This is a genomic window from Mesorhizobium sp. M7A.F.Ca.CA.004.04.2.1, from assembly GCF_004022825.1.
Lineage (GTDB): Bacteria > Pseudomonadota > Alphaproteobacteria > Rhizobiales > Rhizobiaceae > Mesorhizobium.
This window is the reverse complement of record NZ_RZPH01000240.1, coordinates 1-6,646: the sequence shown is the minus strand read 5'-3', so window position 1 is coordinate 6,646 and position 6,646 is coordinate 1. Positions and strand designations below refer to the sequence as shown.

Genomic DNA, 6,646 nt, shown 5'->3' with positions numbered 1-6,646 from the left:
GCGCTGCCTCGCCCCATGGGCCGGATGGCCGCGGTTGATCTGCCTGCCGTGGCGTCGATGCCTGGCGCGGGGCGGCCTGGGTTTCGCCTTGCATCTGCTGCGCCATCGCCTGCAAGGCTGCGATGCGGTTCTCAGTGGCGGGGGGGGGGGAGAACAGGCTGTCCATGCGCTCGCCGTGAAGGGGATTGATGATGAAGAGATGCGCGGTCGCGGGATTGCGCTCGGCATCGGGGTTGCGGATGCGTTCGGCGCCGCGGGCGATCTTGTCAAGCGCCGATGCCAGCCAGAGCGGGTGTCCACAGATTTCAGCGCCACGCCGGTCGGCCTCGTATTCGCGGGTGCGGCTGACCGCCATCTGCACGACCATCGCGGCAAAGGGCGCTACGATCATCGCCGCCAGCACGCCGACAAAGCCGAACGGATTGTTGTCGCGATTGCCACTGAAAAAGAAGGCGAAATTGCCGAGCATCGAGATGGCACCGGCAAAGGTGGCGACGATCGTCATGGTGAGCGTGTCGCGGTGCTGCACATGGGCGAGCTCGTGCGCCATGACGGCTGCGACCTCTTCAGGCGTCAGCGCTTGTAACAGGCCGGTGGAGGCAGCAACCGCCGCGTTCTGCGGGTTGCGGCCGGTGGCAAAGGCGTTCGGCTGCGGGTTGTCGATCAGATAGGTCTTCGGCATCGGCAGGCCGGCCTGTTTGGCCATTGCCTGGACGATGGCGTAATATTCGGGCGCGTTCCTTTCGTCGACCTCGACGGCACGGTTCATCGACAGCACCATCTTGTCGGCATTCCAGTAGCTGAACAGATTGGTGCCGGCCGCGAACAGGAAGGCGATCATCATGCCGCCGGTGCCGCCGATCAAAAAGCCGACGCCCATGAACAGCGCCGTCATCGCGGCAAGAAGCATGGCGGTGCGGATGGTGTTCATCGTCTGCTCCTGTCGAAATGGCACCGAAAAGGGGTCGATCGTCGTGCGTTCATGGCTATATGATGGGAAACGCCAGTTCCTGTTTCAATTGACTGGGCTCAATCTGCCGAGATTATCGCATGACCGACGAAATCAGTAAAACAGGCGCCGCTTCTGCCGAAACGGCATCGCAGAGAGAGCTAACGCCGGCCGCACGCCGTGCGTTGGCCGAGGCCGCAGCGCGGCGGGAAGACTACCGCGAAAAGGAGGCCGCGCTGCCGAAGGAGATCGGTGGCCGCGGCGGCAAGGAGCCAGGGCGCTACGGCGACTGGGAGGTAAAGGGCCTCACCAGCGATTTCTAGATGCCGCCTAGGCGGCGTTGCGCTGCGGCTCGAGCGCGATCCAGCCACGCTCGTCGACGGTGATGCCGACCATGTCGTAGCCTGCGATCGCGGCATGTTGCGTTGGCAAGGGGTGCTTGTGCGTGGCGCTGATGACCATGACCGCCGCGCCCGCCGCTTCGGCTGCCGCGATGCCAGCTGGAGCATCCTCGAAGACGAGGCAATCGCGCGCGTCGAAGCCGAGCCGTTCCGCGCCAAGCCGGAAGCAATCGGGCGCCGGCTTGCCGCGGGAGACATCTTCCGCCGCGACGATGATGGCCGGGACGGGGATGCCGGCGGCCTTCATGCGCAACAGCGCCAGCTCACGTGGGGCGGAGGTGACGATTGCCCAGCGTTCGGGCGGCAGCGAATCGAGAAATGCCACGGCGCCTGATATCTGGATAATGCCATCGAGATCGGCCGCCTCGGCCTTCAGCAGCAGATCAGCCTCGTATGCCGGGTCGACGCCCGGCAGTGCCAGGCCGGTGATGGTCTCGATCGCGCGCACGCCATGGATCGTCGGCAGGAAGGCGGCGACGTCGAGCCCCTGGCGGAGAGCCCAATTGCTCCACACCCGTTCCGCCGAGGCGATGGAATTGATGAGCGTGCCGTCCATGTCGAAGAGGAAGGCCGCGAATTTTCTGCCTGAATACATGATTTTCCTTGAGTCCGGGGAGGCGCTTGGTCGGGTGGCCGAACCTAACGTCTCGACTGCGGCAGGGGAAGACACGGGGGCGTGCTTTTCGATCGGCCCAGGGAACCACGATATCCTCCGGGCGTTTGGGAAGGACTGCTTCTCACAACAACGATCGAAGGGGGACCAACGGTGCTGATCCGGCTCGGCTACGAAATCGCCATCGAATGCGTAGCCGCCACGCCGGTGATTTCAGTGCTCGAGATCCATCGGGACAGGCAGGGCGACATCAAGCGGCAGACGCGGGTGCTGACCTCGCCCGCGGTGCCGACAAGGCTGTACCACGATCTGCATGGCAATGCCTGCCGGCGCTTCACAGCGCCCGCCGGTGGTTTTCGCATCCTGTACGACGCGGTCGTCGAGGACAGCGGCGAGACGGACGAGGTAAACACGCTGGCCAGGGAAGTGCCGGTGGCGGACCTGCCGGACGAAGTTCTCGGGTATCTCCTGGGCAGCCGCTATTGCGAGACGGATCATCTGAGCAGCCTGGCCTGGCAGCTCTTCGGTGACATCCCGTCCGGCTGGGCGCGCGTGCAGGCGATCGTCGACTATGTCCACAACCGGCTGTCGTTCGGCTATGGCTATGCGCGCTCGACCCGCACCGCGGCTCAGGCGCATGAGGAGCGCGTCGGGGTTTGCCGCGACTTCGCCCATCTGGCGATCACGCTTTGCCGCTGCATGAATATTCCGGCACGCTATGTGAACGGCTATCTCGGCGATATCGGCGTGCCAGCCGATCCGGCGCCGATGGACTTCTCGGCGTGGCTGGAAGTGTTCCTCGATGGCAAATGGTACACGTTCGATCCTCGCCACAACACGCCCAGAATCGGCCGTATCGTCATCGCCCGCGGCCGCGACGCCACCGACGTGCCGCTGCTGCACAGTTTCGGCCCCCACCGGCTCAGCCTGTTCAAGGTGTGGACCTATGAACAGGAAGGCAATCTGTTCAACCCGCCCTACCACGGCATCGACAGGACCGTCAGCGCACAGATGCTGGCGTAATCGCGACGCCTACCGATGCGACAGGGTGGCAGGGAGGTTCTTTCTAGGCGCAACTTTCGGGACACATGGTCCGCTTCGGCACAGTGAGCTTGTGCCGCAACAGGACGCCGTCGATGGCGTCGCGATGCCTTGGGCCAGATCATGGTAAGCGGCCGGTAAACGCGAGCGCCACGGTGCGTTCCCGTTTACCAACCGTTCACCTTTGCGGGTTCCAAAATTCAACAAAAACAATGACTTGCTGTTGGGAGGCGAGCTCTCTGCCAGGCCAAGGCATCATCCGGCGGGAATCCTGCATTGCCCTTTCCGCGGCGACGAGGCCGAGGCGAGTGGAGGCTGTAGGATGCGGAATTACGGGGGTCTTGTTCACGCGGTCGGCGGCTTCGCCAGGGATCGCGGTGGAAATTTCGCGGTCCTGTTCGGCCTTAGCGCCTCGGTCTTGGCGCTGGCAGCGGGCTTCTCGGTCAACGTATCGCAGCTCTACAATGCCAGATCGAGCCTCCAGAGCGTGGTCGACGCCGCGGTCACGTCGACGGCACGCGACCTGACGACCGGCGCCACCAACGAAGCCGATGCCGACACATCGGTGCAGGCCTTTCTCGACGCCAACAGCCAAGCAGGCATTCTGCAGGCCGACCAGATCGTGCTCGACAGGTTGATCGTCGACAGGACTGCCAAGACGGTTCAGGCCGACGCCCATATCGATGTCGCGCTGTACTTTCCGATTTTCGGCACGGGCGACATGAAACGCGTCACCGCTTCCACAACGGCGCTCTATTCGGACAAGACCGTCGAAGTGGCGATGATGCTGGACATAACGGGATCGATGGCCAAGCGCGGCAAGGTCGACAAGATCGGCGATCTGAAAGCTGCTGCAAAAAATGCTGTTCTGACGATGCTGCAGAAGCAGGATCCGCAGAACCCCCGCATCCGCGTAGCGATTGTGCCTTATGCATCTGGCGTCAACGCCGGCAAGCTGGCGGAAAACATCTATGCCGAGAAGCAAGGCAGCTCTGAGCTCCCACCCGTCGCCGGCAGTCCGCTTCTCGTCGCCAAGACAGGCAAAAATCTGCTGCCGTCCTTCAGCGACTACATCTCCATTGTCGGCGCGGCGATGCCACGCCCCGACAATTGCGCCACCGAGCGCAAGGACAAGAACGGCAACGCAGATATGAGCGCCGACGGCCCAGGCACTGTTCGCACCGACAGGAACGGCAAGAAATACTATGCCCTGGTCAACCGGGACGATCATCTCGGCGGAGGTATGAACAGGTGCCCTGGTGCGGAGGTGATCCCGCTGACCGCCGACTCCGATGCATTGCTTGAATCGATCGAGGACTTCCAGGCCGATGGCTACACGGCCGGCGCGATCGCCATTCAGTGGACCTATTATATGCTGTCGCCGCAATGGCGCACTGCAATCAGGAACGCCGGTCTCGGCAAAGGCGCCTCGGATGCCGATCCGAAGAAGATCGCCAAGGTCGCGATCCTGATGACCGATGGCCAGTTCAATACCGCCTTCGCCGGGGCTGGGGACAGGTACAATAGCCAGGGCAACCTTGCGCGCGGCAACGCCGAAACGCTGTGCGAAAATATGAAAAATGATGGCATCGAGATTTTCACCATTGGCTTCGATCTGGACGACAAGGACATGTCGGCAACCGAGCGGGATCAGGCAAAGGCGGTGCTGAAGGACTGTTCGTCGAAGGATACCTCCGCCGCCAAGAGGCATTTCTTCGACGTGTCCACCGGAGCCGAATTGGACGACGCCTTTCAGGAGATCATTCGCAACACCGAAAAGGTCGCATTGACCCAGTAGTCCGCAAACGGAAAAGGCCGCCGCTTCTTTCGAAGCCGGCGGCCTTCCGTGTTTCCGTCCGTGGCGCGGCCTTGGCGGCGACCTATCGGGTCACCCGCCGCGCATTTCGCGCCTTAACGGGAAGACTGCTTCCCGAAAGTGCAATCCGCTGAGGCCACGTTCTGGAAAACGAAATCACTCGACATCGGATCACCTCCTTTCGATTTGTTGAACACATACTGATGATGGGGTGCATTGCAGCAAAAGACAAGGTGCAGGTCTGAAATTAGCCAACGGGGGGCTTGGTGCGAGCCGCTTGCGATTGCCAGGCCGGCCGGGCAAACTTCTGCCTGGGGCCAGCATTCGGAGGAGTCGCATGGAGGCAGCCGAAAAGGCCGCTCGCATCGTTCGAACGGTGATCGAAACATTGAAACCGGGGTTTGCCGTCAGGCTATGGACCGGGGAGCGGATCGGCCCCGCCACGGGTCCGGTGCTCACCATCAACGACCAGGACATCGTCTGGCAGATCGTGAAGCGGCCGTCCCTGTCGACGCTGATCGAGATGTGGATTTCCAAGACGATCAACATCGAAGACGGGACGATTTTCGACTTTTATGCCCTGCCGTCGCAAGGCAAGCTCAGAACCAAGCTCAAATCGCTGCCGAAAATGGCGATCCTGGGCGACCTGCCTTCCGTGCTTTTGGCGCGCAAGCAGATGACGGCGCGGACCGATCTGTCGGGGCGCAATCCCTATGTCAGCGGTTCGAGCCAGGAGGCGATCCAGCATCACTACGACATTTCGAACGCCTTCTACCGGCTCTTCCTCGACGAGCGCATGGTCTACAGCTGCGGCTACTTCAAGGATTTCGCCAACAGCATCGACCAGGCGCAGATCGACAAGCTCGACCATATCTGTCGCAAGCTCCGGCTGAAGCCTGGCGAACGACTGCTCGACATCGGCTGTGGCTGGGGAGCGATGCTCATCCATGCCGCGAAGAACTATGGTGTTATCGGCCACGGTGTCTCGCTGTCGCAGGCGCAGACCGATCTTGCCCGCGAACGCATCCGCGCCGAAGGGCTGGAGGACCGCATCACCATCGAGATCAAATCCTATGCCGAACTCACCGGCTCGTTCGACAAGATCTCGTCGATCGGCATGTTCGAACATCTTGGGCTCGCCAACCACGCCACCTATTTCAAGACCATTCATCGCCTGCTGAAGCCGGGCGGCATCTATCTGCACCACGCCATCACCCGGCGCAGCAAGGGCGACATGAAGAAGACCCTGCGCAAGGGGCCGGAGTACAAGGCGCTGCTCAAATACATCTTCCCCGGCGGCGAACTCGACACGATCGGAATGACAACAGGCAATCTCGAGGCGCATGGTTTTCTCGTCTACGATGTCGAGAACCTGCGCGAGCACTATGCCCGCACCTGCAGACTGTGGGCGGAGCGGCTGCACGAAAGGTTCGACGAGGCAATCGCCGAGGTGGGCGAAGCCAAGGCACGGCTATGGTTGCTTTACCTGACGGGCTGTTCGATCACCTTCGAACGCGCCTCGGCGCAGATTTTCCAGACCGTCGTGACCAAGCGCGCGCGTGGTCCAAGCGGCCTGCCGCCGACGCGGGCGGATCTGTATCGATAGCTTACAGGAAGCGCATCGCGTCGCCGGTTTCGACGCGCGCCGGCCGGTCGACCGTGCAATAGACGCCGAGATTGTGGGCGTTATGGCGAACCAGATTGCGCAGGATCGCCGGATCATGGTCGAAGCCATCCTGGGCGATGATGGTGAAACCGCAGCGGCGGCAGGGTTCGGAGATGGTCAGCGACAGGTCGCCGATGGCAAGCTTGCGGCCGATCCATTC

General features: G+C 62.2%; 6 protein-coding genes and 1 pseudogene. 4 read left to right on the top strand and 3 right to left on the bottom strand.

Annotated elements, in window-relative coordinates; all coding sequences use genetic code 11:
• A partial coding sequence (gene htpX, locus EN893_RS13280; protein ID WP_128361577.1) for a zinc metalloprotease HtpX occupies positions 1 to 931 on the bottom strand: 931 nt, incomplete at its 3' end.
• Between the two features lie 119 nt (positions 932 to 1,050).
• Between htpX and EN893_RS13275 the strand changes: the two genes are divergently transcribed.
• Entirely contained in the window at positions 1,051 to 1,272 is a 222-nt protein-coding gene (locus EN893_RS13275; RefSeq protein WP_127271030.1) for a DUF1674 domain-containing protein, read from the top strand.
• Between the two features lie 7 nt (positions 1,273 to 1,279).
• On the opposite strand, the gene EN893_RS13270 is transcribed toward EN893_RS13275, so the two are convergent.
• A complete protein-coding gene (locus EN893_RS13270) occupies positions 1,280 to 1,945 on the bottom strand; it encodes an HAD-IA family hydrolase (protein ID WP_127301864.1) in 666 nt (221 codons plus the stop codon).
• A gap of 171 nt (positions 1,946 to 2,116) precedes the next feature.
• Here EN893_RS13270 and EN893_RS13265 point away from each other — a divergent pair, with 171 nt between their 5' ends.
• The 3 genes from EN893_RS13265 (at position 2,117) to EN893_RS13255 (ending at position 6,426) form a co-directional block, all read left to right on the top strand.
• On the top strand, positions 2,117 to 2,986 hold the full coding sequence (locus EN893_RS13265) for a transglutaminase family protein (protein ID WP_127269220.1): 870 nt from the start codon (positions 2,117 to 2,119) through the stop codon (positions 2,984 to 2,986).
• A 340-nt stretch (positions 2,987 to 3,326) separates the two neighbouring features.
• Entirely contained in the window at positions 3,327 to 4,802 is a 1,476-nt protein-coding gene (locus EN893_RS13260) for a TadE/TadG family type IV pilus assembly protein (RefSeq protein WP_127269219.1), read from the top strand.
• 355 nt (positions 4,803 to 5,157) lie between these two features.
• Positions 5,158 to 6,426 (top strand): cyclopropane-fatty-acyl-phospholipid synthase family protein, encoded by a 1,269-nt coding sequence (locus EN893_RS13255; protein ID WP_127269218.1) that lies wholly within the window; start codon positions 5,158 to 5,160, stop codon positions 6,424 to 6,426.
• 1 nt (position 6,427) lies between these two features.
• On the opposite strand, the pseudogene EN893_RS13250 reads toward EN893_RS13255, so the two are convergent.
• A pseudogene (locus EN893_RS13250) lies at positions 6,428 to 6,646 on the bottom strand (MOSC domain-containing protein); the annotation flags it as partial.

Coding starts and splice junctions, on each gene's coding strand:
- EN893_RS13255 (WP_127269218.1), top strand. CDS start 5,158: ATGGAGGCAGCCGAAAAGGCCGCTCGCATCGTTCGAACGGTGATCGAA.
- EN893_RS13260 (WP_127269219.1), top strand. CDS start 3,327: ATGCGGAATTACGGGGGTCTTGTTCACGCGGTCGGCGGCTTCGCCAGG.
- EN893_RS13270 (WP_127301864.1), bottom strand. CDS start 1,945: ATGTATTCAGGCAGAAAATTCGCGGCCTTCCTCTTCGACATGGACGGC.
- EN893_RS13275 (WP_127271030.1), top strand. CDS start 1,051: ATGACCGACGAAATCAGTAAAACAGGCGCCGCTTCTGCCGAAACGGCA.